The 25175-nt window shown below is 71.3% G+C and carries 26 protein-coding genes; 2 read left to right on the top strand and 24 right to left on the bottom strand.

Going from position 1 to position 25175, the window contains the following annotated elements; all coding sequences use genetic code 11:
- Positions 1-350: M23 family metallopeptidase (locus BZL64_RS16180; protein ID WP_143663169.1), on the top strand; the 350-nt coding region annotated here is incomplete at its 5' end.
- Between the two features lie 35 nt (positions 351-385).
- Here the strand turns inward: BZL64_RS16180 and BZL64_RS16185 are convergent.
- From BZL64_RS16185 to proS, 18 genes are all read right to left on the bottom strand, one after another.
- Positions 386-940: a TetR/AcrR family transcriptional regulator gene (locus BZL64_RS16185; protein ID WP_086769895.1), complete on the bottom strand. Its 555-nt coding sequence runs from the start codon at positions 938-940 to the stop codon at positions 386-388.
- 94 nt (positions 941-1034) lie between these two features.
- A complete protein-coding gene (gene whiG / locus BZL64_RS16190; RefSeq protein ID WP_086769896.1) occupies positions 1035-1871 on the bottom strand; it encodes an RNA polymerase sigma factor WhiG in 837 nt (278 codons plus the stop codon).
- A 302-nt stretch (positions 1872-2173) separates the two neighbouring features.
- Entirely contained in the window at positions 2174-3334 is a 1161-nt protein-coding gene (gene dprA / locus BZL64_RS16195) for a DNA-processing protein DprA (RefSeq protein WP_086769897.1), read from the bottom strand.
- Positions 3331-4956, bottom strand: a complete 1626-nt coding sequence (locus BZL64_RS16200; protein WP_086769898.1) for a YifB family Mg chelatase-like AAA ATPase — start codon at positions 4954-4956, stop codon at positions 3331-3333. The genes dprA and BZL64_RS16200 overlap by 4 nt, the downstream gene beginning before the upstream one ends.
- Position 4957: 1 nt before the next feature.
- A complete protein-coding gene (locus BZL64_RS16205) occupies positions 4958-5329 on the bottom strand; it encodes a YraN family protein (RefSeq protein WP_086769899.1) in 372 nt (123 codons plus the stop codon).
- 119 nt (positions 5330-5448) lie between these two features.
- On the bottom strand, positions 5449-5757 hold the full coding sequence (locus BZL64_RS16210; protein ID WP_003965949.1) for a DUF2469 domain-containing protein: 309 nt from the start codon (positions 5755-5757) through the stop codon (positions 5449-5451).
- Positions 5758-5813: 56 nt separating this feature from the next.
- Entirely contained in the window at positions 5814-6338 is a 525-nt protein-coding gene (locus BZL64_RS16215) for an NUDIX hydrolase (RefSeq protein WP_086769900.1), read from the bottom strand.
- A complete protein-coding gene (lepB, locus tag BZL64_RS16220) occupies positions 6328-7110 on the bottom strand; it encodes a signal peptidase I (RefSeq protein WP_086769901.1) in 783 nt (260 codons plus the stop codon). The genes BZL64_RS16215 and lepB (BZL64_RS16220) overlap by 11 nt, the downstream gene beginning before the upstream one ends.
- Positions 7111-7219: 109 nt before the next feature.
- Positions 7220-8200 (bottom strand): signal peptidase I, encoded by a 981-nt coding sequence (lepB, locus tag BZL64_RS16225; RefSeq protein ID WP_086769902.1) that lies wholly within the window; start codon positions 8198-8200, stop codon positions 7220-7222.
- Positions 8088-9182, bottom strand: coding sequence for a signal peptidase I (lepB, locus tag BZL64_RS16230; protein ID WP_086769903.1), 1095 nt, complete (start codon positions 9180-9182; stop codon positions 8088-8090). Before lepB (BZL64_RS16230) ends, lepB (BZL64_RS16225) begins: the two co-directional genes overlap by 113 nt.
- Positions 9175-9909, bottom strand: coding sequence for a signal peptidase I (gene lepB, locus BZL64_RS16235; RefSeq protein ID WP_086769904.1), 735 nt, complete (start codon positions 9907-9909; stop codon positions 9175-9177). Before lepB (BZL64_RS16235) ends, lepB (BZL64_RS16230) begins: the two co-directional genes overlap by 8 nt.
- Positions 9910-9954: 45 nt before the next feature.
- Entirely contained in the window at positions 9955-10305 is a 351-nt protein-coding gene (gene rplS / locus BZL64_RS16240) for a 50S ribosomal protein L19 (RefSeq protein WP_007493339.1), read from the bottom strand.
- A gap of 133 nt (positions 10306-10438) precedes the next feature.
- On the bottom strand, positions 10439-11272 hold the full coding sequence (gene trmD, locus BZL64_RS16245; RefSeq protein WP_086769905.1) for a tRNA (guanosine(37)-N1)-methyltransferase TrmD: 834 nt from the start codon (positions 11270-11272) through the stop codon (positions 10439-10441).
- On the bottom strand, positions 11272-11856 hold the full coding sequence (gene rimM, locus BZL64_RS16250) for a ribosome maturation factor RimM (RefSeq protein ID WP_086769906.1): 585 nt from the start codon (positions 11854-11856) through the stop codon (positions 11272-11274). Before rimM ends, trmD begins: the two co-directional genes overlap by 1 nt.
- A gap of 132 nt (positions 11857-11988) precedes the next feature.
- Positions 11989-12228: an RNA-binding protein gene (locus BZL64_RS16255; RefSeq protein ID WP_005479813.1), complete on the bottom strand. Its 240-nt coding sequence runs from the start codon at positions 12226-12228 to the stop codon at positions 11989-11991.
- Between the two features lie 5 nt (positions 12229-12233).
- On the bottom strand, positions 12234-12653 hold the full coding sequence (gene rpsP / locus BZL64_RS16260) for a 30S ribosomal protein S16 (protein WP_086769907.1): 420 nt from the start codon (positions 12651-12653) through the stop codon (positions 12234-12236).
- Between the two features lie 332 nt (positions 12654-12985).
- Entirely contained in the window at positions 12986-13582 is a 597-nt protein-coding gene (locus tag BZL64_RS16265; protein ID WP_086769908.1) for a hypothetical protein, read from the bottom strand.
- Between the two features lie 260 nt (positions 13583-13842).
- Positions 13843-15258: a proline--tRNA ligase gene (proS, locus tag BZL64_RS16270; RefSeq protein ID WP_086769909.1), complete on the bottom strand. Its 1416-nt coding sequence runs from the start codon at positions 15256-15258 to the stop codon at positions 13843-13845.
- Between the two features lie 200 nt (positions 15259-15458).
- Here proS and BZL64_RS16275 point away from each other — a divergent pair, with 200 nt between their 5' ends.
- The gene (locus BZL64_RS16275; protein WP_086769910.1) at positions 15459-16316 is read left to right on the top strand and encodes an SAM-dependent methyltransferase; all 858 of its coding nucleotides are present in this window, start codon (positions 15459-15461) and stop codon (positions 16314-16316) included.
- 40 nt (positions 16317-16356) lie between these two features.
- On the opposite strand, the gene ftsH is transcribed toward BZL64_RS16275, so the two are convergent.
- The 6 genes from ftsH to BZL64_RS16305 all read right to left on the bottom strand — a co-directional run.
- Positions 16357-18300 (bottom strand): ATP-dependent zinc metalloprotease FtsH, encoded by a 1944-nt coding sequence (ftsH, locus tag BZL64_RS16280; RefSeq protein WP_086769911.1) that lies wholly within the window; start codon positions 18298-18300, stop codon positions 16357-16359.
- Between the two features lie 100 nt (positions 18301-18400).
- The gene (gene ffh, locus BZL64_RS16285; RefSeq protein WP_086769912.1) at positions 18401-19951 is read right to left on the bottom strand and encodes a signal recognition particle protein; all 1551 of its coding nucleotides are present in this window, start codon (positions 19949-19951) and stop codon (positions 18401-18403) included.
- A 154-nt stretch (positions 19952-20105) separates the two neighbouring features.
- Positions 20106-22559 (bottom strand): [protein-PII] uridylyltransferase, encoded by a 2454-nt coding sequence (locus tag BZL64_RS16290; RefSeq protein ID WP_086769913.1) that lies wholly within the window; start codon positions 22557-22559, stop codon positions 20106-20108.
- A gap of 26 nt (positions 22560-22585) precedes the next feature.
- Complete coding sequence (locus BZL64_RS16295; protein ID WP_003997576.1) at positions 22586-22924, bottom strand: P-II family nitrogen regulator; 339 nt, start codon at positions 22922-22924, stop codon at positions 22586-22588.
- Entirely contained in the window at positions 22921-24261 is a 1341-nt protein-coding gene (locus tag BZL64_RS16300; protein WP_086769914.1) for an ammonium transporter, read from the bottom strand. Before BZL64_RS16300 ends, BZL64_RS16295 begins: the two co-directional genes overlap by 4 nt.
- 324 nt (positions 24262-24585) lie before the next feature.
- A partial coding sequence (locus BZL64_RS16305) for an NsdA family TPR-like regulatory protein (protein ID WP_483025100.1) occupies positions 24586-25175 on the bottom strand: 590 nt, incomplete at its 5' end.

A 25175-nucleotide genomic window follows, 5' to 3' on the forward strand; every position in this document is an offset into this window, starting at 1 on the left:
CGGCCCGCGAACAGGACCCGGTCCGGGCCGTCGCCGCGGGCCGGGTCCTGTTCGCGGGCCGGGTGGCGGGACGGGGCGTGGTCTCACTGGAACTGACCGGGACGGGCACCCCGCCCCTGCGCACGACCTACGAGCCGGTGACGCCCTCGGTCACCGAGGGCGACGAGATCACCCCTGACCAGCCGGTCGGCACCCTCTCCCCCACGACCTCCCACTGCCCCACCGCGTGCCTGCACTGGGGCCTGCGCAGGGGCGAGACCTACCTGAACCCTCTGTCCCTGCTCCCCACATGGCTGAGGGCAAGGGGCCCGTCGCGGCTGCTCCCCGTACTGGGCGTACCGCTGCCGTGATCCCTTGACCGACGATGGCCCGCGCGGCCCTCCCGCTATCCCCGAACCCCTCGCACGACCATGCCCACCGCCGCCTCCGTCACCGCGGAAAGCTCCTCCACACCCAGCTCGATCCTGCGCACGGCCGCGTCCACGACCCCTTGGACCAGCATCGCCGCCAGCCGCGGCTCCGCATGCCCCAACTCCCCCAGCGCGTCGACGATCATCGCGACGAGCCCTCCGTGGGCGGCCCGGATCTTCTCCCGCGCTCCCGCGTCCAGTTCACTGGCCGAGATCGCCACCACGGCCCGGTGCCGCCGGTCCCCGACCAGCGCCAGCTGGCGCCGCACATACGCCTCGACCTTGGCCTCCGGCCCCTCCGCCGCGGCCATCGCCGCCTCGACCTCCGCCGCCCAGACGGGGAAGTCGACCTCGCACAGCTCCTCGACCACGGCCGCCCTGGACCGGAAGTACTCGTACACGGAGGAGCGCGCGAGCCCCGTCCGCTCGGCGAGGGCGGGGAAGGTCAGCGCCTCCGTGCCGCCCTCGGACAACAGTGAACGAGCCGCGTCCAGCAGGGCGGCTCGCTGCATCGACCGGTGCTCGGCCACGGAGGCCGCTCGAATCCTTGGCACGTCAACCACTCTACGGACGCCGCACCCGCATGGGGAGTGGCTCCGCCCTCACGACCGGTCCCCGGCGCGCTCAGCGACCGAAGCTCGCCAGTTTCGCGCGCAACTGCAGCACGGACTTGGTGTGGATCTGACTGACCCGGCTCTCGGTGACCCCCAGTACGTTGCCGATCTCGGCGAGGGTCAGGCCCTCGTAGTAGTACAGCGTCACGACCGTCTTCTCGCGCTCGGGCAGGGTGTTGATGGCCCGTGCCAGGAACCGCCGCAGCTCCCGGCCCTCGGCCACCTCCACGGGGTTGTCCGCGGCCGTGTCCTCCAGCGTGTCCATGACGCTGAGGCCGCCCTCGCCGCCGACATGCAGCAGCTCCTCCAGGGCCACCACGTTGGCCAGCGACAACTGGCTGAACACGGAGTGCAGGTCGTCCACGCCGATGCCCAGCTCGGCGGCCACCTCGACCTCCGACGGAGTCCGTCTGAGCCGCGCCTCCAGGGTGGCGTAGGCCCGCTCCACGTTGCGCGCCTTCTGCCGTACGGACCGGGGGATCCAGTCCAGCGCCCGCAGTTCGTCGATCATCGCGCCGCGGATCCAGGTGATCGCGTACGTCTCGAACTTGATCTCCCGGTCGATGTCGAACTTCTCGATCGCGTCGATCAGCCCGAAGACCCCCGAGGACACGAAGTCGGCCTGCTCCACATTGGGCGGGAGTCCCACGCTCACCCGTCCGGCCACGTACTTCACGAGCGGTGAGTAGTGCAGGATCAGTTGTTCCCGCAGCCTCTCGTCCCCCGTCGCCTTGTACGACCGCCACAGCTCGTCGAGCGTCGAGGGAGCGGGCGGCCGCACGCTGCCACCGTCGCGGGCGGCTGGGGGGATCGCCGCCCGGTCGGACCCGGAGGTGTGCTGGGGCATTCGTCGCCTTGTGTCGTTCTGCCGTGATGTGCGTGCGGTGGGGGTGCCTGGGGTGAGCTGTCGGTCTGGCGTCGGTCTGATGTCGAGTGGTGCCGAGTGGCCGGTCTGTGCCGGAATCCACGTGAGCGTAGCGTGACTGGGGTGTCGCGGTGTGCGAACTCCATGCCCCGAGCTGTACGCAGATACGTTCCGCTCGGTGCCACCGCGGGGCAGGCCGGTCACCCTGGGCGACCGGCGGGTCGCGTCAACTGCGGGAATTCTCAAGGGGTTCGGCGTTCCCCCGGACGGCCGAACCCTCTCGGTCAACACGGGCCCCGCCCCCCTCGGAGGGAGTCCATCGCCTGGCGTGTCAACTTCCAGTCGTCGCCGTGTCGTTCGACGTAACCGAGTGCCCTGAGTTCGTACAGTCTCGCGATCGCGTCGTCCCTGGTGGTGCCGCCCTCGCGGGCGATCTCGTCGACCGCCGCCGCCCTCCGGCTGGGAAGCGCGGCCAGGACCCGCCGGGCGTCCGGCTCCAGCAGGTCGCGGGGGAGCACCGGGCCACGCCGCTCCGGGGCCAGCTCACCGATGTCGCCGACCAGTTCGACGACCTCGGCCGCGTCGGTGACCAGCACGGCCTCCCCGCGCAGGAGTTCGTGCACGCCCGACGACAGCCCGCTGGTGGCGGGCCCGGGGACGCCCATGGTGTGGCGGCCCAGCCGCTGCGCCGCCCGCGCGGTGACCAGGGAGCCGCTGCGGTAGGCGGCCTCGACGACCACGGTGCCGCAGGTGAGCGCGGCGATGACCCGGTTGCGCAGGACGAACCTGCTCTGCGTGGGGTGGTCGCCCGGCGGTAACTCGCCCACGACCAGGCCCTGATCCGCGATTCTGTTGATCAACTCCGTGTGCCCGCGCGGGTAGGGCCGGTCGACCCCGCAGGCGAGCACGGCGACGGTGGCGCCGCCCGCGGCGAGCGCGCCCCGGTGGGCGGCGCCGTCGACGCCGTAGGCACCGCCGGAGACCACCACCCAGCCGCGCTCGGCGAGGCCGGCGGCGAGGGTGGCCGCCATGTGCGCGCCGTACTCGGTGCAGGCGCGGGCGCCGACCACCGCGACCGACCTGAGCGCCCACATCCGCAGGCTGGGCCGGCCACGGACCCACAGGCCCAGCGGCCGGGCGTCTCCGAGATCGTCCAGCGGGCCGGGCCACTCGACGTCCCCCGGACAGACGAACCGCACCCCGGCCTCCCGGGCGACGGCCAGGTCCCGCTCCGGTTCGGCCCGCGCGGCCCGTGCCAGGAGCCCGGCCCAGCGACGCCCGGTCACTCCGGGCAGGGCGTCTTGGTCGCCGCGCAGTCGGCGTACGACCTCCTCGGCTCCGCGCTCGCGCACCCAGGCCCCGCCCGCCTCGTCACCGGGTTCGAGGACCCGGGTGAGGAAGGCCCGCGCGAGCCGCTCCCCGGCCGGCTCGCCGGCGCCGGTCACGTCAGGGCTCCGAGCGCCATCGGCACACCGCGTGGAACCCCCGTACGCAGTTGGAGGGCCAGGGCGACGTCCCCCGCGTCGGGCCGGTCGTGTCCGACGAGGTCGGCGACGGTCCAGGCGACGCGCAGGACGCGGTCCAGCCCGCGGGCGGTGAGCACCCCGCGCTCCAGGCTCCGCTCGGCATCGTCCATCGCGCCGGTCACGGGATGCCAGCGGCTGCGCAGCTCCCGTCCCGGCACCTCGCTGTTGGTCCGCCAGGGAGTGCCCGTCAGCCGGGCCCCCGCACGCTCCCGTGCGGCGCGGACCCGGTCGGCGACCGTCGCCGTGGAGTCGCCGCCGGGGCCGCGGTGGGCCAGCTCCGCCCGGCTGACGGGGTCGATCTCGACCCGCAGGTCCACCCGGTCGAGCAGTGGCCCCGAGAGGCGGGCCTGGTAGCGGCGGATCGCCGAGGGCGGGCACTCGCACAGGGTGTCGCGCTGCGAGAACCGGCCGCACGGGCAGGGGTTCGCCGCCAGCACCATGAGGAACCGTGCGGGAAACCGCACCACCCCGGCGCTGCGCGCGATCACCACATGTCCGGCCTCCAGGGGCTGCCGCAGGGCGTCGAGGGCATGGGTGCTGAATTCGGGGGTCTCGTCGAGAAAGAGAATTCCGCGGTGAGCCATCGACACGGCTCCGGGCCGGGCGATGTGGGGTCCGCCTCCGACGAGTGCCTGCATCGTGGCCGAGTGGTGCGGGGCGCAGTACGGGGGAACGTCGATCAGCGGCCTGCCCGGCGGCAGCAGTCCCGCGACCGAGTGGACGGCCGTGACCTCCAGGGACTCCTCCCGGCTCAGCCGGGGCAGGACGGCGGGCATGCGCTCCGCGAGCATGGTCTTGCCGGCACCTGGTGGGCCTTCCAGGAACAGGTGATGTCCGCCCGCCGCCGACACCTCCACCGCCGTGCGCGCCGACCTCTGCCCCACGACGTCCGCGAGGTCGTGTCCCTGGTCGTGCGGGGCGGCGCCCAGGCCGTGGACGCCGGTGACGGCGCCGGTGCCGGGCAACCGCAGGCCTGCCATGAGCGGGTCGGGCCGGCCCGGCTCGTCCGGTTCCTCGTGGGGCACGGGCTCGTCGGCGAGTACCGCGATCAGCTGCCGCAGGCTGCGCACGCCGAGCACGGAGATGCCCGGGACGAGCGAGGCCTCGGCCGCGGCGCATTCCGGCACGACCACCTGTTCGTAACCGGCGTCCGCCGCCGCCAGCACCGCCGGGAGGATCCCGCGGACGGGGCGGACCCGTCCGTCGAGGCCCAGCTCCCCGATCATCACGATGTCGGCGAGCACCCGCGGGTCGATCCGCTCGGCCGCGCCGAGCACCGCTGCGGCGATGGCGAGGTCGAAGCCGCTGCCCGCCTTGGGCACGGAGGCGGGGCTGAGGCCGACGGTGAGTTTCTTCTGCGGCCATTCGCCGCCGGAGTTCACCACCGCCGCCCGCACCCGGTCCCGGCTCTCGCTCAGGCTCTTGTCGGGCAGTCCCACCAGCGTGAAGGCCGCCACTCCGGGCTCCAGGTCGGCCTGGACCTCGACGACGACGCCTTCGACGCCCACCAGCGCCACCGAGCAGGTGCGTGCGAAGCCCATCTCAGGCCACCCCCCGCACATGCTCGACGAGTGCGGCCCCGCGCCGGGGCAGGAGGACGCCGACGAGGTCGATGCGGACGCCGCCCGGCGGGGCTCCCCCGTGTGCCTGGATCCATCGCTGGGCGAGGATGCGCAGCCGCTCGGCCTTCTCGGGCGTGACGCCCGCCATCGGGTGCTGGAAGCCGCCGTCGCTGCGGGTCTTCACCTCGCAGACGACCAGCACGTCGCCGTCCCGCGCGACGATGTCGATCTCTCCGGTCCTGCCGGAACGCCAGTTGCGCTCCAGTACCGTCATCCCGGCGTCGGCCAGCCGCCGCGCGGCCAGTTCCTCGCCGTACCTGCCGAGTGCCCCTCGTGCCAGATCCGTGTTCATGTCGGCACCACCTCCGGGTGCCAACGTTCACGCATCCGCGCCGCCGGAAAAGGATCTTGGTGCACAACCCGGCGACTGTGGACAACTCCGTCACCCACAGGGGCGACGGCCCGGGAGGGTCACCCGCCCGGCAGCTCCAGGTCGCTCTTGTTCAGCTCCTCAATGTTCACGTCCTTGAACGTGAGCACCCGCACCTGCTTCACGAACCGGGCCGGCCGGTACATGTCCCACACCCAGGCATCCGCCATCGACACCTCGAAGAACACCTCACCCTGGACCGAGTGCACCTGCATCTCGTAGTCGTTGGTCAGGTAGAAACGCCGCTCGGTCTCGATCACGTATTTGAACAGACCGACGACGTCGCGGTACTCCCGGTAGAGCTTCAGCTCCATCTCGGTCTCGTACTTCTCGAGGTCCTCGGCGCTCATGGCATGTTCCCCTTCAGCCGTGCGATCCCCCCATTGTGCGCCAGTCCCGTGAGCCGCTAGACGATTTCCGTGTCAAGGGTTACGGGCAGGGCCGGGGGACCTTCGTCGAGCAGCCTGCGCAGCAGCCCGGCGAGTCTGGTCGGATACACCGTCTCATGTGCCTGGGTCAGTTCCCGACACGTCCACCAACGCGCTCCGGAGACGCTGCGCCGCTCCAGCTCGGTCAGGGCCGTAGCCCGGGTCGCCGTCACCGTCGTACGGGCCAGGTAGTACCACTCGTCCTGGTCCCAGCGGCGGCCGGCGAAGGGGAAGGAGCACCTCCGGCGCCACAGCACCGGGCCCAGATCGACGTCGGTGATGCCGGTCTCCTCGGCGAGTTCCCGCCGCGCGGCCTGTTCACGGGTCTCGTCGCCCTCCACCCCGCCGCCGGGCGTGAACCACCAGTCGTCGGACGGGTCGTCCGGCTCATGGCCGTGCAGCAGCAGGATGCGGTCCTCGGGGTCGAGCAGCACGATCCGGGCGACCCTGCGCAGCCCGCCCTCGTAGGAGTCGGCGCCCGCGTCCGTCGTCTCAGCGGGCACCGGCGGGCTCCGGGCGGGTGCCGGCGCGGCCGCGGGCGGCGAGCTTGGCGACCGGGCCGTACGCGCCGCCGCCGAGGACGAGCACCGCACCGGCCGCGATAAGCCAGCCGATCGTGCGCAGCGGACCCGGCTCGGAGAGCGTGCCCAGCGACTCGAAGCCGGTGGGGCGCTCGAGCATGCCGTTCATGGGCCATACGACGGCGTCCACCCGGGCCTTGACCGAGCTGCGCGCGACCGTGCCGCTGGCGGCGTCCGTGAGGTGGGCGGTGGAGTCCAGGGAGCCCTGGCGTTCGTCGCCGAGCAGGAAGAGGCGGCCGTCGGGGACCTTCACGGTCGGGAAGTCCGTGATCTCGGCGAGGCTGCCCTCGGGCAGATACGGTTCCTCGATCTGCTTGCCGTTGACGGTCAGCTTGCCCTCGGTGCAGCAGGCGACGGTGTCGCCGCCCACCGCGACGACCCGCTTGACCACGGGCGCGTTGCTCACCCACGTCTTGTCGGTGAAGACGACGACGTCACCGCGGCGCACCTCGTCGCCGTCCACGACCTGGGCGAGGACCCGGTCACCGGCGTCGATCGTCGGGGTCATCGAGCTGGTGGGCACGGTGTACGGCCGGTAGATGAGCGCGGCCCAGCCGAATCCGCCGAGGAACAGCGCGAGGCCCAGCGCGACGGCCACACCGGACAGCACGTGTCCGGTCCGGCTGCCCACCGGGCCACTGCTGGTGCCACCGCCACCGCGCGGGGCCGTACGTGTCGTGCTCTCGCCACCCATGGATCCGCACCCTACCCGGCGGTACCGAGCCGGGGCAGCCCCTCTTCCCCGGCCTGGCCCGCGACCTCGGGCAAGCGTGTGCCCGGCGGAGCCGCGGGCCGCGGGCGGATCAGCGGTTCTCGGACGGCTCGGCGCGCCGGCGGCGCCAGAGGACCAGCGGGACGACACCGACGAGGGCCGCGCCCTGCGGTGCGACCGTGAGGGCGGCCGAGGCCGCCGACCCGGCGTTGAGACCGTCCTGGTCGAAGGTGGCCGGCACCGGCAGCGTGCCCCAGCGGTTGATCGGCCAGGCCTTGACGATGGCACGGCCGACGACCTCGTCGACCGGGACCATGCCGTGGTTCTTGTCGGACTGGTTGTAGCGGGAGTCGCGCGAGTTCTGGCGGTGGTCGCCCATCACCCAGATGAAGCCCTTGGGGACCTTCACCGTGAACTGCCCGCCCTGGTCGTCCATGCTGCACGGGGTGTTCCCCGGGTACACGTACGGCTCGTTCAGCGCCTTGCCGTTGACCCTCAAGGGGCCGGTCTTGTTGCAGGAGACGGTGTCGCCGCCGACCCCGATCACCCGCTTGATCAGGTCCTTCTCCTCGACCGACGGCATCAGACCGATCCAGCTGAGGAAGGTCTGGATCGCGTTCGGCTCCGCCGTGGGCTCACCCGCGAGCCAGGCGTCCGGGTCGTGGAAGACGACGACCTCCCCGCGCTCGGGCTCGGAGCCGAACCAGGGAGTGAGCTTGTCGACCAGGACGCGGTCACCCTGCTGGAGGGTGTTCTGCATCGAGTCGGAGGGGATCGAGAACGCCTGCACCAGGAACGTCTTGATGAGCAGCGCCAGGACGAGCGCGATGCCGATCAGGATCGGCAGCTCCTTCCAGAAGGAGCGCGGCTTCTTCGCCTTGGGGGCCCCGTCACCGGAGCCCTGCCCCGTCACCGGGGGCTGCCCGTCCCCCGGCCCGTCGTCTCCGGCCGCCGGGGAGTCATTCCCGGAGGTCACAGCGCTGTCCTGGGCCGGGCCGGCCTCGTCCACGGGGTGTCCGCGGTGCTCCTCGCCGTCGTGCCCGGACCGTGCGCCAACCGCCACATCCCCCACGCCAACTCCTTACTCTGTGCCGCTGCCTGCCCCACATGCGACGCAGGCCCACCACTCCCATAACGAGCGGGAGTTCCGCAGGGCTCGGGAGTCGGATCGTTCCGTTCGGATCGTCGGGGGCAACCCTATGCGACCCGTCGGACCGCGCGGTCGCCCCGGACACCGAGTCGGTCACGGCGGAAAAGGTTTGCGGTTCCTTGAGGGAGTTCCAGTGGCCCAGCGGCCAGGCGATGACCATGGCACGCCCCACCACGCCGTCCTCGGACACCGTGCCGCCGTAGTCCGTGTCCTGGTGGGCCCGGGAGTCCGCGGAGTTCTCCCGGTGGTCGCCCATCACCCACAGGCGGCCCTGGGGGACGGTGATGTCGAAGGGCGTGAGCGAGGGCGCGTTGGCGGGGTACAGATAGTCCGCCTCGTTCAGGGGGACGCCGTTGACCGTGACGCGCCCTTGCGCGTCGCAGCACTGGACGTGGTCGCCGCCCACGCCGACGACCCGCTTGATGAGGTCCTTCTCGTTGTCGGACGGCAGCAGACCGATGAAGGTGAGCCCTTCCTTGATCTGCTTGACGACGATGGGGTCGTCCTTCTTGGTGGTGGGCTGCTCGTCCTGGAGCCAGCCGCCGGGGTCCTTGAAGACGACGACGTCCCCGCGCTGCGGCTTGGAGCCGAACCACGGGGTGAACTTGTCCACCAGGACCCGGTCGCCGATCTGGATCGTCTGCTCCATCGAGCCGGACGGGATCACGAAGGCCTGCACCAGGAAGGTCTTCAGGACGAGCGCTATCAGGACGGCCACCCCGACGAGGAGCGGGATCTCCCGGACGGCGCTGCGCCTGCGTTTGCGCTTGACCTTGCGCTGGAGTTTGCGCCGCTCAGCGCGCGTGCGGCCACCGGACGAGCCGGCGGCGCGCCGGACGCCGGTGGGCAGGAGGTTGTCCGCGGCGCTGTCGGACACGCCGCGTGGCCTTCCGCGGTTACCCATGGGCGCCCGCCGGGTCCGACGCGGTGCTCGCCTCCGGCACGCGCGCGTAGCCGCTCGGGCGGTGCAGGCGGGTGAGGTGGGCGAAGGGCCAGACGATCCAGTCGGCGCGGCCGATCACAGCGTCGACGGGGACCATGCCGCCGCCCGGTGAGCCGAGGCGGTCGCGGGAGTCGCTGGAGTGGCTGCGGTGGTCGCCGAGGAGGAACAGGGCGCCCTCGGGCACGGCCACGTCGAAGGGCACCGTGGACGGACCGTCGCCCGGATACAGGAACGTCGACTCGTCGACCGGTCGGCCGTTCACCTGGATCCTCCCCTCCTTGTCGCAGCAGACCACGTGGTCTCCCCCCACACCCACGACGCGCTTGACGTAGTCGGCGTTCCCGAAATACCCGGTGCCGTCGAACACGACGACGTCGCCGCGCCGCGGCTCGGCACCGAAACGGTACGCCAACCTATTTACGAGAACGCGGTCACCGATCCTCAATCCGTTCTCCATGGATCCGCTGGGAATCTGGAACGGTTTCACCACGAAGAGGTTGAGAAGCAGCGAAAACAGCAGGCAGATCAGCAGCGTGAGAGTGATCCGGCCGCCTGGCAGCCACTGCGTGATCCGCGCCACCAACGCGAAACGCGACCGGCCCTCCGGTCCCTCCGGGTCCGGGATCGCTCCGGGATCGGAAGGGCTGGAGGAGCGGTCGCGCTCCGTCGGCTGAGCTTCGGTGTCCATCGGGGCCAGATGCTATCCGGCCCCGCCATGAACTCCTGAAGGCGCTCAGTTGTCGCGCTTCTCCTTGATCTTCGCGGCCTTGCCGCGCAGCTCACGGAGGTAGTAGAGCTTGGCGCGACGCACGTCACCGCGGGTGACCAGCTCGATCTTCTCGACGATCGGCGTGTGCACGGGGAAGGTGCGCTCGACGCCGACGGAGAAGGAGACCTTGCGGACCGTGAAGGTCTCACGGACACCGGCGCCCTGGCGGCGGATGACTACGCCCTTGAACTGCTGCACACGCGAGCGGTTGCCCTCGATGACGCGGACGTGGACGTTGACGGTGTCACCCGGGCGGAAGGCCGGGACGTCGGTGCGCAGCGACGCGGAGTCGACTGTGTCGAGCAGGTGAGACATTTCGTCTGCTTTCCTCGTTGATGCCACAGGTCATCAACGGAAACTAGGAGTTCTGAAGGAGAGTCGTGCTGTCGGGGCGGGCGTCGTGTCCCCCCGTGGCAGGGGCGCACGCCGGACGGCGCACAACAGCGGCCTATTGTTCCACGCCGTCGGTCCTGCGCCAAAATCGGCCGTCCCGCTCACCCTCCGGGTCCGGTGACCAGCCCAGGATGGAGAGCATCTCGCGGTCCTTCTTGTCGAAGGCCTTGGGGTCGCAGCGCTCGATCAGGTCGGGCCGGTTGGCCGTCGTACGGCGCAGGGCCTCGTCGCGGCGCCAGCGGGCGATCTTCACGTGGTGGCCGCTGAGCAGCACCTCGGGGATCTCCCGGCCGCGCCAGGCGGGCGGCTTGGTGTAGACGGGGCCTTCGAGGAGGTTCGCCATGGCGCCGGGCGCGAAGGAGTCGTCGCGGTGGGACTCGGCGTTGCCGAGCACGCCGGGCAGCAGGCGTGCCACGGCCTCCGTGACGACGAGGACGGCCGCCTCGCCGCCGGCCAGGACGTAGTCGCCGATGGAGACCTCGTAGACCGGGATCCGGGTGGCGTACTCGTCGATGACGCGCCGGTCGATGCCCTCGTAGCGGGCCGGCGTGAAGATCAGCCAGGGCCGCTCGGAGAGTTCGACGGCGAGTTCCTGGGTGAAGGGCCGGCCGCTGGGGGTGGGGACGACGAGTACGGGGGCGTGCGCGCCGCTCTCGTAGCCGTCGGCGAGGACGGTGTCGAGGGCGTCACCCCACGGGTCGGTCTTCATGACCATGCCGGGCCCGCCGCCGTACGGGGTGTCGTCGACCGTGTTGTGCCGGTCGTACGTCCACTGCCGCAGGTCGTGCACCTGCACGTTCAGCTGACCACGCGCGCGGGCCTTGCCGACCAGGGAGACGTTCAGCGGGTCGAGGTACTCGGGGAAGATCGTGACGACGTCGAGACGCATCAGGAGCCGTCCCCGGTCTCGTCGTCCGTCTTCTCCGCCGCCGCCTCGTCGTCGCGTGCGGAGGCGATCTCGGCGCGGTCGTCGATCAGGCCGGGCGGCGGGTCGATGACCGCCCGCTGCTCCTCCAGGTCGATCTCCGTGACGATCGCCTCGACGAAGGGGATCATCACCTCGCTCCCGTCCGGCCGCTCGACGATGAAGAGGTCCTGCGAGGGCAGGTGCGAGATCTCCGTGATCCGGCCGACCTCGACGCCGTCCTTCGTCACCACGTCCAGATCCATGAGCTGGTGGTCGTAGTACTCGTCCTCCTCCTCGGGGAGCTCCTCCGGGTCCACGTCGGCGATCAGGAGGATGTTGCGCAGGGCCTCGGCCCCCGTGCGGTCGGTGACCCCCTCGAAGCGCAGGAGGAGACGGCCGCTGTGCACCCGGCCGGTCTCGATCGTGAGCGGACCCTTGGCGGCGGGATCCGTGGCCAGTACGGCGCCGGGGGCGAGCCGCAGTTCCGGCTCGTCGGTGCGGACCTCCACGGTGACCTCGCCCTTGATGCCGTGAGCGCGGCCGATCCGTGCGACTACGAGCTGCACTGTCGAAGATCTCCTGTCGTACCTGTACGTACCTGTCGTACCTGTCATGCCGGTCGTACGTGTTGCCCTAACGACTGCGGGCCGGGGACGGCCCAGTGGCCCTCCCCGGCCCGAGCCGGTGCTGCAGATGCGTCAGCGGACGTGGTCCACGTCGACGAGGTCGACACGGACACCGCGGCCGCCGATGGCGCCCACGACGGTGCGCAGAGCGCGTGCGGTGCGGCCGTTGCGGCCGATCACCTTGCCGAGGTCGTCCGGGTGGACCCGGACCTCGAGCACACGACCACGGCGCAGGTCACGCGAGGCGACCTGCACGTCGTCAGGGTTGTCGACGATGCCCTTCACGAGGTGCTCAAGCGCCTCTTCGAGCATGCTGCTCAGGCCTCGGTCGACTCGGACTCAGCCGCGGCCTCGTCCTTCTTCTCAGCCTTCTTCTTCTGGGTGATGGCCTCACCCTTGCCCGAGTCGTCGCCACCGAGGGCCTCGAACAGCGGGCGCGCCTTCTTCGGCTCGGCGACGAGCAGCGGAGCCGGGGCGGGCTCGCCCTTGAACTTCTGCCAGTCGCCGGTCTTCTTCAGGATGGCGAGGACGGGCTCGGTCGGCTGCGCGCCGACACCCAGCCAGTAGGCCACGCGGTCGGCGTCGACCTCCATGACCGACGGGTTGTACGTCGGGTGGTACTTGCCGATCTCCTCGATCGCACGACCGTCACGACGGGTGCGGGAGTCGGCGACGACGATGCGGTAGTGAGGCGCACGGATCTTGCCCAGACGCTTCAGCTTGATCTTGACTGCCACTGGAGTGACTTCTCCTGAATTGACGTGTTTGGGCACGGCGAGATTGCCGCGTGGGGTTGCGGTACCCGAGTGCCCGATGGACGCGTCAGCCGGAGGAGAGAGGGGTCCTATGCGGCTGTCGAGTACAGCTGACCATTCTGCCACACCCCGCGGGTCCTCTTGAGCCGCAGGGTTCGCGGGGCATGCGGCAACGGCACCCTGGCGCCACGATCGCCCTGCGGCGGCCGTACGCCGGGTGCGCACACCGGATCACGGGGTGCCGTCGGGTGACGGCTCCCCGCGCCGGCTGTCGAACCGGCAGCCACGAGATGCCGGTGCGTCCGCGCCGCGGATTACGCCGCGCCCATGACCTCCGGGATACGGAACGGCTTGCCGCAGCCGCCGCACACGATCGGAGCCTGGGCCAGGACCGACGGAACGACCCGGACGTTGCGCCCGCAGTCGCAGACGGCCTTGACGCGGACGCCGCCGCCGGAGGAGCCGTGCCGGGCGGCCGGGCCGCGGAAGGCACGGGTCGTCTCGGCGGTGGTGGCGGCCACATGGGCCTTGAGCGCCCGCTGCAGGCGCTCGATCGTCGGGCGGTAGCGGCGCTTGGCCTCGGGGTTGAGCGTGACCAGCGAGAAGCCGCTGCTGGGATGCGGCTCCTCGGGGTGGTCCAGCCCCAGCTCCTCGGCGATCGCCAGGAATCTGCGGTTGTGGTAGCGGCCGGCGCGCGAGGTGTCGCGGACACCGCGGGCGGCGGCGATGCCGTGGACTGCCTCATGGAGCAGCCGCTCGAAGGAGAGCTCGTGACCGCAGGCGGACGACGACTCCCCGATCAGTGACTCTGGCGCGGCAAGGTCCGGCAGCTCGGGGTGGTACCGCTGAATGTCGGCCCACGCCTGTGCCAGCTCTGCGGCGAGAACAGGTGGTGTCTGTGTCGTGCTCACGTAATGACAACGAGCGGGGGTACCGCTGTGTTCCTATTCCGGGGCATCCCAAATAATTTGCACGTACCCGTCAGTTGCCGCTGATGCGTCCTGACGAGGGCGGGTGCGCTGATCTGCGGAGAAGCCTCGCAGCTCGTACCAAGCTGGTGCGTAGCCCCACGTACGCCTCCGCCTGTAGACAACGTCCACAGGCGGAGGGAGGAATGTTCCGCCGGGGCGCAAGGGGCGTTTCGGTCGCTTTTCACCCGGAGGGCGTCGACTCAGTAAGCGCGCGCGACGATCGCGACGTTACCGGGCGCGTCCTCGGCCTCGGGCACCGACCCGTCCGCGGCGACCAGACACCGTACGGTCGCCGCGTGCTCGGCGAGCGCGTTCTCGCCGTCCGGGCCGAGGTCGGCCCAGGGGATGCGGGCCCAGCCGCCGGCGGTGGCCACCTCGACGGCCTCGCCGAGCGTGGACACGTCCGCCGTACGGGACTCACGGCGCTCCCGGGCCTGCCTGAGCAGCAGCGCCTGGTCCTCCTCGAGGATCGCGGGCAGCAGGCCGGCCAGCGCGTCCAGGGCGACCGGCTCCTTGCCCCCGGGGATGCGCCGGGCCAGCATCGCCGTGCCGTCCGCGAGATCGCGCGGGCCGATCTCGACGCGGACCGGGACGCCCTTCAGCTCCCAGTCGACCGCGCGCCGGCCGAACGGGGTGTCGGTGCGGTCGTCGACATGGACCCTGATCCCGGCCGCCCTCAGCCGGTCGCCGACCTCGTGGACCTTGGCCAGAACCGCCTCGTCGCCCTTGATCGCGAGGACGACGGCCTGGATCTGCGCCAGCCTCGGCGGGACGCGCAGCCCGCTGTCGTCGCCGTGCATCATCACCAGGGCACCGATCATGCGGGTCGTCGAGCCCCAGGACGTCTGCCAGACCAGTTCCTGCGTGCCGTCCTTCGACAGGTACGAGGTGTTGAAGGCCTTGGCGAAGTTCTGGCCCAGCTCATGACTGGTGGCCATCTGGAGGGCCTTGCCGTCGCCCATCATGCCTTCGAGGGTGAGGGTGTTGACGGCACCGGCGAACCGCTCCTTGACGGTCTTGCGGCCTGGCACCACGTCCATGGCCAGGACGTTCACCATGAAGTCCTCGTAGACCCGGCGGTGGATGCGCGCGGCGAAGTCACGGGCGTCCTCGTAGGTGGCGTGCGCGGTGTGACCCTCCTGCCACAGGAACTCCGTGGTGCGCAGGAACAGGCGGGGCCGCAGCTCCCAGCGGACCACGTTGGCCCACTGGTTGATGAGCAGCGGCAGGTCGCGGTAGCTCTGCACCCACTTCGCGAAGTACTCGTTGACGATCATCTCGGAGGTGGGCCGGACGACCGCGGGCTCCTCCAGTTCCTTGCCGCCGCCGTGGGTCACCACGGCCAGCTCGGGCGCGAAGCCCTCCACGTGGTCCGCCTCGCGGGCGAGGTACGACTGCGGGATCAGCAGCGGGAAGTACGCGTTCTGGGTGCCCGTCCTCTTGATGCGGGCGTCCATCTCCGCCTGCATCCGCTCCCACAGCCCGTATCCGTACGGCCGGATCACCATGGTGCCGCGCACCGGTCCGTTGTCGGCCAGTTCCGCCTTGGCGATCAGATCCTGGTACCAGCGGGGGAAGTCCACCGCCCGCGGGGTAAGAACGGGTGCCTTTGCCATGGCGCGATGGTACGGGCCCAGGTTGCCGGGATGTGAAATCTCGCCACACGCGCGGACAGCGCGCAAGCAGGCCTCCGCAACCCCTGGACGCGGGGTCGAGTGGGGAGTTACCTGGCATACGGGAGGGAGTGCCGGCGCACTGACGGGGGCCACCTGAACGGGTACTGCGGCAAACTCTCGGCGGATTGGGGCGCTTATCCATGACACCTACGCTCGTGCGGGAGCACCTGTCCCATACGGGGCCGGCGCTCCGCGTGGACCTCGGCGCACGCGCGCGTGACTGGTCCGAGATCCAGGAGCGCATGCTGGTCCCGCTCTACGAGGCCGTCTACGAGCGACTGGAAGTGGGGGCCGGCACCCGGCTCCTGGGCCTCGGCTGCGGCTCCGGGCTGGCCCTGCTGATGGCGGCCTCCAGAGGCGCGGCCCTCACCGGCGTCGAGGCGCTGGCCCCGGAGCGGCTGGCCCTCGCCCGGCAGCGGCTCGCCCCGGAGGCGTGGGGCACACGCGCGCGGGACGGCATGCGCCTCGTCGACGGCTCACCCGCGGACGCGGCCGACGCGGAGACGCCCGCGTACAACCTGGTGACCGCCTTCGAGCCGATCGGATGTCTGGCCGGTGATTCGGAGGGGCTCGGCGAGCTGCTCTCGGCCGCCACGCCGCTGGCCGAGCGCGGGGCGCCCGTGGTGCTGGTGGGCTGGGGCCCGCCGGAGCGCTGCGCGACCTCGTCCGTGCTGCGGGTCGCCACGAGGCTGGCCGATCCCCTGCGGCCCGCGGGCAGTTGGCGGCCGGCGCTGCGCGACGACCTGGAGGAGGTCGCCCAACGGGCCGGTCTCAGGCCCGACGGTTCCGGGCGGGTGGCCTGCCCGTTCGGGTACGCGGGCGTCGACAGCGCCCTCAAGGGCCTGCTGTCCACGGGCCTGTTCGACGCGGCGATCTCCGCGACGGACCAGGCACAGGTGGACAAGGAGGTGGCCGAGGCGCTCCACCCCCACCGGCGCGCGGACGGCACGGTGTGGATGCCGAACGTCTTCCGGTACCTGATCGCCAGGGTCCCCTGACACCTCGTGTCCCCCGAGGGCCGCTGGCTCTCGGTGTCCTTCAGCTCTCGGCGTCCTTGCTCAGCCTGGTGACGCCCGCGATGCGGTACGCGTCCGCCTCGTCCAGCGTCTCGTTCTCCAGGAGCGCCTGGGCGAGTGCGTCCAACTGGCCGCGGTGGTCGCGGAGTTTGCGGCAGGCCTCCTCGTAGCACTCGTCGACGACGCGCCGCATCTCGTGGTCGATGGCGTCGAGGGTCTGCGGGGCGGCGGAGAGCCCGTAGGCCTGCTGGGCGTCGCCGGGCAGGGCCGACATGCGGCCCACGCGCTCGCTCATGCCCCAGCGGGCGACCATGCCGCGCACGATGGTGGTGACCTGCTCCAGGTCGTTCTCGGAGCCGGTCGTGATCATGTCGTAGACGACGTGCTCGGCCGCCATGCCGCCGAGCGCGCCGATGATCCGGCCTCGCAGGTACTCCTCCGTGTACGCGTACCGGTCCGCGTCCGGTGTCGACAGCGTCACGCCGAGTGCCCGGCCGCGCGGCACGATGGTGATCTTGCGGACCGGGTCGGCGCCCGGCTGCAGCATCCCCAGCAGCGCGTGTCCGCTCTCGTGGTACGCCGTCCTGCGCCGCTCCTCCTCGGGCATCACCAGGGAGCGTTCCGCGCCGAGCTGCACCTTCTCCAGGGCCTCGGACAGGTCGCTCCGGCTCACCTGCTGCTGTCCTCGCTTGACGGCGAGCAGGGCCGCCTCGTTGGCGAGGTTGGCCAGTTCGGCACCGGTCATACCCGGCGTCGTACGGGCCACCTGGGCGAGGTCGACGTCCGGGGCGAGCGGGATCTCGCGGGTGTGGATGGCGAGGATCGCCTCCCGGCCGCCGCGGTCCGGGGGCGAGACGCTGACGATCCGGTCGAAGCGGCCCGGCCGGGTCAGGGCCGGGTCCAGGATGTCGGCGCGGTTGGTGGCGGCGAGGACGATCACCCCTTCGGAGCCGGAGAAGCCGTCCATCTCGGTCAGGATCTGGTTGAGGGTCTGCTCGCGCTCGTCATGGCCGCCCATCGCCGAGCCGCCGCCGCGGGCCCGCCCGATGGTGTCGATCTCGTCGATGAAGATGATCGACGGCGCCACCTTGCGGGCCTCCGCGAACAGCTCCCGCACCCGGGAGGCGCCGACGCCCACGATCATCTCGATGAACTCGGACGCCGACGCGGAGAAGAACGGCACCCCCGCCTCCCCGGCCACCGCCCGCGCGAGCAGCGTCTTGCCGGTGCCGGGCGGGCCGGAGAGCAGCACTCCGCGGGGCATCTTGGCGCCCATCCGGCGGTAGGCGTCGGGATTCTTCAGGAAGTCGACGACATCGCTCAGCTCGCCGGCGACCTCGTCGATGCCGGCCACGTCGTCGAACGTCGTCCGCTCCTGCCCGGGCTCCAGCTCGACCGGTTTGGGCGGCGCCTTACGGCCGAGCATGCCGCCCGCCCCGCCCAGGCCTCCCGAGCGCATCCGCCGGGCGATGAACACCCACACGGCGACGAGCAGCACCATCGGCGCCAGGGAGATCAGCAGATTGGCGAGAAAGCTGCGCTGCTTGACGACCGGCTCGGCCGTGACGGTGACGTCGTGCTCGGTGAGTTCGTCCCAGAGCCGGTCGTCCGCGAAGGTCGGCCGCTCGGTGCGGAACTTGGTGTACGTCCCGTCGCCCTCGGGGTTGTCCCGCCCCTTCCGCAGCTGCCCCTGGATCGCGTCGCCCTTGGCGTAGATCTTGCTGACGTTGCCCTCGTCGACCTGCCGGCTGAACTCGGTGTACGAGATGGTCGGCTCGTCGCCCTCGTTGAAGAACGACAGCACCAGCAGCGCGATCAGGAACACGACCAGGGCGGCGAGGATCAGGCTCCACCAGCCGCCGCGCACCCGCCGCCCGCCCGGCGGCGGCTTGGGCGGCTCCTCCGGGGCACCCTCGGTACGCCAGGGCTGGTCGGGCGACTTCCGTGGCGGCGCAGCATTGGTCATATCGGGACGTTACGACACACCGCAGCCGTGAGCACCTGCGGGAACGCAACGGGGGCACCCCCCTTCGAGGAGGGGCGCCCCCGACACCGTACGGCCGTGATCAGCCCATGAACTTCTTGAACTCGTCGGGGAGCTCGAAGTCCTGGCCGGCCTGCTGGCCCGGCAGGCCGAGGGCGCCGCCCTGGGCTCCGGCGGCCCTGCGCTCGGCCTCCTCCAGCTCCTGCTGCCGGCGCTTCATCGGGTTGCCGGAGCGCTGCTTGCCCTTGGCCTTCTTCGGCTGCTTCTTGGCGCGGCCGGGGCCGCCACCCATCCCCGGCATTCCGGGCATGCCCGGCATACCGCCACCCTGGGCCATGCGGGACATCATCTTGCGGGCCTCGAAGAACCGCTCGACCAGGCCCTTCACCGCGCTGACCTCGACACCGGAACCCTTGGCGACACGGGCGCGGCGCGAGCCGTTGATGATCGCCGGGTCCTGGCGCTCGGCCGGGGTCATCGACTTGATGATCGCGGCCATGCGGTCGATGTCGCGCTCGTCGATGTTCTGGATCTGGTCCTTGATCTGGCCCATGCCCGGCAGCATGCCGAGCAGCTTGGAGATCGACCCCATCTTCCTGACCTGTTCCATCTGGGACAGGAAGTCGTCCAGGGTGAAGTCCTGGCCCTTCTTCGACGCCAGCTTGGAGGCCATTTTCTCGGCCTCTTCCTGACTGAACGTCTTCTCCGCCTGCTCGATCAGGGTGAGCAGGTCACCCATGTCGAGGATGCGGGAGGCCATCCGGTCAGGGTGGAAGGCGTCGAAGTCGTCGAGCTTCTCGCCGTTCGACGCGAACATGATCGGCTTGCCGGTGATCTGCCGGATCGACAGGGCGGCACCACCGCGGGCGTCACCGTCGAGCTTGGAGAGCACCACGCCGTCGAAGCCGACACCGTCGCGGAAGGACTCGGCGGTGTTGACGGCGTCCTGGCCGATCATCGCGTCGACGACGAAGAGGATCTCGTCGGGCGAGACGGCGTCGCGGATGTCGGCGGCCTGCTGCATCAGCTCGGCGTCGATGCCGAGCCGGCCGGCGGTGTCCACGATCACGATGTCGTGGACCTTGGACTTCGCGTAGTCGATGGAGTCCTTGGCGACCTGGACCGGGTCACCGACGCCGTTGCCCGGCTGCGGGGCGTAGACGGCCACCCCGGCCCGCTCGGCGACGACGCTGAGCTGGTTGACGGCGTTGGGGCGCTGGAGGTCGGCGGCGACGAGCAGCGGCGAGTGGCCCTGCTCCTTCAGCCAGTGGCCGAGCTTGCCCGCGAGGGTCGTCTTACCGGCACCCTGGAGGCCGGCCAGCATGATCACGGTGGGCGGGTTCTTGGCGAAGCGCAGGCGCCGGGTCTCGCCGCCCAGGATGGTCACGAGTTCGTCGTTGACGATCTTCAGGACCTGCTGGGCCGGGTTCAGGGCCTTGGAGACCTCGACGCCGAGGGCCCGCTCCTTGACGTTCTTGATGAAGGTGCGCACGACAGGCAGGGCCACGTCGGCTTCGAGGAGCGCGATGCGGATCTCGCGGGCCGTGGCGTCGATGTCCGCCTCGGACAACCTGCCCTTGCCGCGGAGATTCTTGAAAGTCGCGCTGAGGCGGTCGGAGAGGGTATCGAACACGGTGGCGTCGGTCCTCGAAGTCGGGGGCAGTGGGTCGCCCTCCAGAGTATCTGGCCCGCAAGACAAACGTCCCCGCCCGCTGCATACAGCGGGCGGGGACGAAACCGCCGCGTCGGCGGGGAGCACACCGGGTGACCTCCCCGCACCGCAAAGGTCACCCCCGCAACATCTCCTCCAGCTTCCGCGTCACCGCCGCCGCCTCGTCGCCCGGCAGCGGGCTGCCCGAGGCTCCCGTGACGTAGAACGCGTCCACCGCGTTCGCGCCCAGCGTGCTCACGTGCGCGCTGCGCATCCGCACGCCCGCGTCCTCCAGCGCCCGCCCGATCCGGAACAGCAGGCCCGGCGCGTCCTGCGCGCGTACCTCGATGACGGTGGCCAGGTGGGAGGCCGCCGAGGCGACGGTCACCCGCGGCGGGGGCGCGACCACGCCCCGGCGCCGGGGGTAGGCCGCGTCGCGTTCCGCGAGCCGGCCCGCGATGTCCAGGGAGCCGTCCAGGGCGCGCACCAGGTCGGCGCGGAGCCGGGCGGCCTGGGGCAGGGAGCCGTACTCCGCGGCGACGCGCCAGTTCAGCAGCAGCACGGAGCCCTCGACGCCGGACGGCAGCGGCAGGGCCCGCAGCTCCGCCGTGCGCACGGTCAGCCGGTGCATGGCGAGCACGCCGGCCACCGCCGGCAGCACCCGCGGCTGGTCGGGTACGGCGATGAGCAGCTCCACGCCGAGCGGCTCGGGGTCGCCGGCCGGCTGGTCCGCGAGGTCGGCCGGGGGTTCGGTCTGGGCGCGCAGGGAGAGGACGGGGCTGCCGGTGGCGACCGCCTCGATGGCGAGCCGTTCCTGCTCTGCGGTGGCCGCGGCGGCCTCGGGCTCCTCCGGCAGCTCCCCGGCGAGCACCGCCGAGACGCGCCTGACCAGGTCCGCCACGAGCGAACCCCGCCAGGACGACCAGGCGGCCGGGCCGGTGGCCAGCGCGTCCGCCTCGGTCAGCGCGTGCAGCAGTTCCAGGGTGCCCTGGGAACCGACCGCCTCGGCGACCGAGCGGACGGTGGCCGGATCCTCCAGGTCCCGTCGGGTGGCCGTCTCGACGAGCAGCAGGTGATGCCGTACGAGGGTGGAGAGGACGGCCACCTCGGTACGGTCGAAGCCGATGCGGGCGGCCACGTCCTTGGCGATGATCTCGCCGGCCACGGAGTGGTCGCCGGGCCAGCCCTTGCCGATGTCGTGCAGCAGGGCGGCGACGAGCAGCAGGTCGGGGCGGCTGACGCGGCGGGTGAACTCGGAGGCCCGCACGGCGGTCTCGATGAGGTGCCGGTCGACGGTCCAGATGTGCACGGCGTTGCGCTGGGGCCGGCAGCGCACCCGCTCCCAGTCGGGCAGCAGCCGGGTGATCAGTCCCTCGGCCTCCAGCGCCTCCCAGACCTCGATGGTGGGCTGCCCCGAGCCGAGCAGGGTCACGAGCTGCTCGCGGGCCTCGGCGGGCCAGGGTGTGGGCAGCGGGCGCACGGTGGCCGCGAGACGCCGTACGGCGTGCAGGGAGAGGGGGAGGCCGGCCTGGGCGGCGGCGGCTGCGGCCCGCAGGGGCAGCACGGGGTCGCGTTCGGGGCGCGCGGCGCGGGCGAGCACCACCTCGCCGTCCTGCTCCACGACACCTTCGGCCAGCGGGGAGCGCTCGGCGACGGGCTTGCCGCCGCCGAGCATGGCGCGCAGCCGGGGCCGCACCGAGCGCGCCCTGAGCACGCGCCCCACTTCACGCCAGGTGACGTCGCTGGCGTACGAGATGACGCGGGCGGCCTCGTACACCTGGCGCAGGAGGGTGTCGGCGTCGAGGAGGCCGAGTTCGGCGGCGACCTGGTCCTGTTCCTGGAGGGCCAGCCGGTCGGTGGCGCGGCCGGTCGTCAGGTGCAGGGCGTCACGGACGTCGAGGAGGCGGCGGCGGGCATCGTCGAGGCCCTCGCGGGGGGCGTCGGCGAGCCAGGAGGCGGCGACGGCGCGCAGGGCGGTGGCGTCGCGCAGGCCGCCGCGGGCCTCCTTGAGGTCGGGTTCCAGCAGGTACTGCAGTTCGCCCTGGCGTTCGGCGCGCTCGGCGCACAGCTCCTGGAGTTCGGGCAGCCGCCTGGGCGCCTGGTTGCGCCAGTCGGCCAGTACGGCGGTGCGCAGTCCCGCCGTCAGCCCCAGGTCGCCCACGAGGTGGCGGGCGTCGAGCAGGCCGAGCTGGACCTTCAGGTCCTCGCCGGCGGTCTTGCGGGCCTCCGCCGGTGTGCGCACGGAGTGGTCCAGGGCGAGGCCGAGGTCCCATACCGGGTACCAGAGGCGGTCGGCGAGGGCGGCGACGGCCTGGGGGGCGCTGCCGTCGTGCAGCAGCAGCAGGTCGAGGTCGCTGCGCGGGGACAGCTCGCCGCGGCCGTAGCCGCCGACGGCGACGAGGGAGACGCCTCTGAGTTCCTCGCTGCCGGCGGTGAACAGGCCCGCCAGCCAGTCGTCGGTCAGTTCGGAGAGGGCGGAACGGCGCGGCGGCCCGGACCGCGCCTCCTCGTTGAGGAGGCGCAGCCGGGCCGCCGCGTAGCCGCTGGGTCCCGAGTCCTCTGCATCCTTGCGCACGTCCGTACTCGTCACCCAGTGGCTCCTGTTCTGTTCTGCGGTCAGAGCGCGTCCGGGCCGCGCTCGCCGGTGCGGACCCGTACGGCGGTCTCGACCGGGAGGGACCAGACCTTGCCGTCACCGATCTTGCCGGTGCGGGCCGCCTTGACGATGACGTCGATCAGCTGCTCGGCGTCGTCGTCCTCGGCCAGCACCTCGATGCGGATCTTGGGGACGAGGTCGACGGTGTACTCGGCACCGCGGTAGACCTCGGTGTGTCCCCGCTGACGACCGTAACCGCTGGCCTCGGTGACCGTGAGGCCGTGGACCCCGAAGGCCTGGAGGGCTTCCTTGATCTCGTCGAGCCGGTGGGGCTTCACGACGGCGGTGATGAGCTTCATGCGTCCACCTTCTTGCTCGCAGTGTCGGCCACCGGGCCCGTGACGTTGGACCGGGCGGCACCGCCACCCGCACCGCTGAAGTCGTATGCGGTCTCGGCGTGCTCGGCCTGGTCGATGCCGGCCACCTCGTCGTCCTCGGGGACGCGCATGCCGATCGTCTTGTCGAGCAGGAAGGCGAGGATCGCGGAGACCACCAGCGAGTAGCCGAGGACCGCGAAGACTCCGGCGCACTGCTTCCAGAACTGGTCGAGACCGCCGCCGTAGAAGAGGCCCTGGACCTCGGACTGGCCCTTGCCGCTGGCGAAGAAGCCGATCAGCAGGGAGCCGACGACTCCGCCGACCAGGTGAACGCCGACCACGTCGAGCGAGTCGTCGTAACCGAACTTGTACTTCAGGCCGACGGCCATGGCGCACAGGACACCGGCGATGACGCCGACGGCGATCGCGCCGAGCGGGGAGACCGCGCCGCCCGAGGGGGTGATGGCGACCAGACCGGCGACCGCGCCGGAGGCGGCGCCCAGCGTGGTGAACGCGCCGTGGCGGATCTTCTCGTAGATCAGCCAGGCCAGCATGGCGGCGGCGGTGGCGACCTGCGTGTTGACGAACATCAGCGCGCCGACGCCGTCGTCGTTGCCGAGCCACGAGCCGGCGTTGAAGCCGAACCAGCCGAACCACAGCAGACCGGCGCCGAGCATGACCAGCGGGAGGCTGTGCGGGCGCATCGGGTCCTTCTTGAATCCGACGCGCTTGCCGATGACCAGGATCACGCCGAGGGCCGCGGCACCGGCGTTGATGTGCACCGCCGTACCACCGGCGAAGTCGATCACGCCGAGCTCGAAGGCCCAGCCGCCGGCGCCCCAGACCCAGTGGGCGACGGGGAAGTACACGATCGTGACCCACAGGGTGATGAACAGTGCCCAGGCGGAGAACTTCACGCGGTCCGCGAGCGCACCGCTTATCAGGGCGGGCGTGATGATGGCGAACATCAGCTGGAAGACCAGGAAGACGAAGACGGGGATCGTGTACCCGTCCCACAGCTCCGTCAGGCCGATGTTGCTGAGGCCGACCCAGTCGGAGTTCCAGCCGATGAGCGAGCCGGAGTCGGTGCCGAAGGCGAGGGAGAAGCCGTAGAGCACCCAAAGGATCGTGACGATCCCCAGGCTGATGAAGCTCATCATCAGCATGTTCAGGGTGCTCTTGACCCGGACCATGCCTCCGTAGAAGAAGGCCAGGCCCGGGGTCATGAGCATCACCAGGGCGGAACAGATGAGCATGAAGCCTGTGTTCGCGGACGACAGCGTGGGTGCGTCCGCCGCAAGCGTGATGGCTGGTGCCATCGGCGTCTCCTCGTCGTTGGTACGGCCCCGTGCGGGCGAAGCCAGAGCGGGATTCGGGGGTGGGCCGGTTATGCGCCATGAGATTGGCGCAGCGCCGTTTCGGTCGACGCCCCTCGTTGTTTCGCCGCCGTGACGAAGGCACCTTGTGGGTTACGCCTCGATGAACTGGCTGATGTTCCGCGAGTGGATCGTTATCGTGGCGCAACCTTCGTCGGAACACGCAAACCGGCCGCGGTCGGCCTTCCGATGACCTGGCACGGGGGAGCCGAGTCGGGCGGTTCGGGAGGGCCGGCCGCGGCCGGGGTTCAGGGGTTTCGCCGTGTGTCAGACCGCCTCGGCGGTCTCCGGCAGCTCCACGGCGAGCCGGTCGGTGAGATCGACGACCTCGGTGAGGTTCCCGAAGTCGCGGACGGCCGTGTCGACGGTCTTTCGGATACGAGTGTTGACACGCTCGGAGCGGACCCGCTTGGCCGCCTTCATGGCCTGCGCGGCCAGCACGGCGCTCTGCGCGGGTTCCTGGCGCAGCAGGTGCACGGTGGCCATGCCGATGAGGTTCAGCGCGTAGGAGCGCTGGTGTTCGCCGTCCTTCGCGAACAGGTCCACCGCCTTCTGCATGAGCGGCTCGGCCAGCGAGGCGTAGGTCGGGCTGCGGCCTGCCACATAGGCCAGATCGCGGAAGGAGTGCGAGTTCTCGCCGTACAGCTCGGCCTCGGAGAAGAAGCGGATCCAGTCGGGGTCGGGCTCGTCCCAGTCGTCCGCGTCGGCGAAGACGTCCTCGGCCATCCTGACGGCCCGCTTGCACCGGCCGGGCTGGCCCATGTTGGCGTAGGCGCGGGCCTCCATCGCATACAGCATCGACTGGGTGCGCGGGCTCGCGCAGTCCCGGCTGCCGTACTGCGCGAGGTGGACCAGCT

The organism is Streptomyces bobili, from assembly GCF_002154575.1.
In the GTDB taxonomy this organism is placed as follows: domain Bacteria; phylum Actinomycetota; class Actinomycetes; order Streptomycetales; family Streptomycetaceae; genus Streptomyces; species Streptomyces bobili.

Coding starts and splice junctions, on each gene's coding strand:
- whiG (WP_086769896.1), bottom strand. CDS start 1,871: ATGCCCCAGCACACCTCCGGGTCCGACCGGGCGGCGATCCCCCCAGCC.
- lepB (WP_086769904.1), bottom strand. CDS start 9,909: ATGGACACCGAAGCTCAGCCGACGGAGCGCGACCGCTCCTCCAGCCCT.
- ftsH (WP_086769911.1), bottom strand. CDS start 18,300: ATGACCAATGCTGCGCCGCCACGGAAGTCGCCCGACCAGCCCTGGCGT.
- BZL64_RS16295 (WP_003997576.1), bottom strand. CDS start 22,924: ATGAAGCTCATCACCGCCGTCGTGAAGCCCCACCGGCTCGACGAGATC.
- BZL64_RS16200 (WP_086769898.1), bottom strand. CDS start 4,956: ATGGGCTTCGCACGCACCTGCTCGGTGGCGCTGGTGGGCGTCGAAGGC.
- trmD (WP_086769905.1), bottom strand. CDS start 11,272: ATGCGTCTCGACGTCGTCACGATCTTCCCCGAGTACCTCGACCCGCTG.
- BZL64_RS16275 (WP_086769910.1), top strand. CDS start 15,459: ATGACACCTACGCTCGTGCGGGAGCACCTGTCCCATACGGGGCCGGCG.
- lepB (WP_086769901.1), bottom strand. CDS start 7,110: ATGGGTGGCGAGAGCACGACACGTACGGCCCCGCGCGGTGGCGGTGGC.
- BZL64_RS16210 (WP_003965949.1), bottom strand. CDS start 5,757: ATGAGCGCCGAGGACCTCGAGAAGTACGAGACCGAGATGGAGCTGAAG.
- rplS (WP_007493339.1), bottom strand. CDS start 10,305: ATGTCTCACCTGCTCGACACAGTCGACTCCGCGTCGCTGCGCACCGAC.
- BZL64_RS16205 (WP_086769899.1), bottom strand. CDS start 5,329: ATGAACACGGATCTGGCACGAGGGGCACTCGGCAGGTACGGCGAGGAA.
- proS (WP_086769909.1), bottom strand. CDS start 15,258: ATGGCAAAGGCACCCGTTCTTACCCCGCGGGCGGTGGACTTCCCCCGC.
- BZL64_RS16300 (WP_086769914.1), bottom strand. CDS start 24,261: ATGGCACCAGCCATCACGCTTGCGGCGGACGCACCCACGCTGTCGTCC.
- BZL64_RS16255 (WP_005479813.1), bottom strand. CDS start 12,228: ATGCTCGAAGAGGCGCTTGAGCACCTCGTGAAGGGCATCGTCGACAAC.
- lepB (WP_086769903.1), bottom strand. CDS start 9,182: ATGGGTAACCGCGGAAGGCCACGCGGCGTGTCCGACAGCGCCGCGGAC.